Source organism: Pseudomonas sp. (assembly GCF_035512415.1).
Classification (GTDB): Bacteria; Pseudomonadota; Gammaproteobacteria; order Pseudomonadales; family Pseudomonadaceae; genus Aquipseudomonas.
The window spans coordinates 1-1,223 of sequence record NZ_DATKDZ010000016.1 but is presented as its reverse complement, the minus strand read 5'-3'; the positions used below and the strand labels follow the sequence as shown (position 1 = coordinate 1,223).

At 61.6% G+C, this 1,223-nt stretch carries 2 protein-coding genes and 1 riboswitch; both genes read left to right on the top strand.

Features of this window, described 5'->3' with window-relative positions:
* A partial coding sequence (locus VMP31_RS09930; RefSeq protein WP_325506595.1) for a proton-conducting transporter membrane subunit occupies positions 1 to 477 on the top strand: 477 nt, incomplete at its 5' end.
* A gap of 94 nt (positions 478 to 571) precedes the next feature.
* Positions 572 to 704: riboswitch (cyclic di-AMP (ydaO/yuaA leader) on the top strand.
* An 85-nt stretch (positions 705 to 789) separates the two neighbouring features.
* Positions 790 to 1,023: a hypothetical protein gene (locus VMP31_RS09925; RefSeq protein WP_325506593.1), complete on the top strand. Its 234-nt coding sequence runs from the start codon at positions 790 to 792 to the stop codon at positions 1,021 to 1,023.
* Positions 1,024 to 1,223 lie beyond the last annotated feature (200 nt).

Sequence of the window (1,223 nt, the reverse complement as noted above, 5' to 3'; positions counted from 1 at the left end):
GGCTACGTCTGCTCCACGCTGGCGCTGTTCGGCGCCGCTATCGCGTACTACAACCGCACGGGCAAGGACACGCTGGAAGGCATGCGCGGCATGGCCGAAACCCAGCCCTTCCTCGCCATGGTCATCACCATCTCCCTCTTTTCGTTCGCCGGCCTGCCCCTGTTTGCCGGGTTCGCCACCAAGCTGTTCATGTTCCAGGCCAGCACGGCCGGCGGCGCCCTACTGTGGCTCGTCGGCATCGCCGTGCTCAACAGCTTCATCAGCCTCTACTACTACCTGCGGGTCATGCGCTGGATGTACCTGTTCGAGCCCGCCGAGGGCGTAACGCGCTTCAGGGTGCCGCCCCTGCTCTGGGGAGTCACGGCGGCCCTCATGCTTGGCGTCGTTTTCATCGGCGTCTACCCGCGCCCCGTCTTCGAAGCGGCCGACGAGGCCGTACGTCCGCTGTTCGAAGTCGGCGCCGACATCGACCGGTAAGGTCTTTCTCTTGACACAGCGCCCCATACGAACTGCTATGCTATGGCTAAGGCAGTGTGAACTGGATCACATCCCAGCGGGAGACTGATACAGTGTCGCTGCCGTGCCGAATCTCCCAGTAGGGAGAACGGGGGACCCAACACCTGGGGTGTATCGCGGGCAACCGCGTAGGCGACTCCCATCGCCGAACCCGTCAGCTAACCCCGTAGGCAAATGGGAGAGACTGCCCTTTCATCAGTCTCTCGAACAAACCTGGTGCGATGCTCGCACCGCATTTGCGGTGCGCGGGTGAACACCACGTGAGGTAGACAGGTGCAGGCGGTCAACCAGCCAACCGTGCCGACCCGGCCCAGGGTGCTGTACTTCGCCGCGCGGTTCATGGGCCAAACGTCCCAGAACGTGCTGCTCGCGGCGCTGTTCGTTGCCGCTGCGACCAGCACCCGCGCGGCAATCGACCTTTCCAGCATCTTCGTCGCCATCCTTATCCCGGCCGTTGCCCTGGGACCGCTGATTCCTACTGAGCTCTCCTCATACTATTATTCTTGACATCTCTGATTAGCATATAAAGAGTCGCCTAGGCCATCTCTCCTTCGAATACCCTGGATCGTTGGGGCTGGTCCCCGGCAGGTGGCGACCGAACAGGGACCTCAGGAGGCAATACTCAAAGAGCTGAGCAGACACGAACCACGCAATCAGCAGGCAATAAGCATGGAGCTCAGCAGTGACGAATCATGCTGCTCAACTGG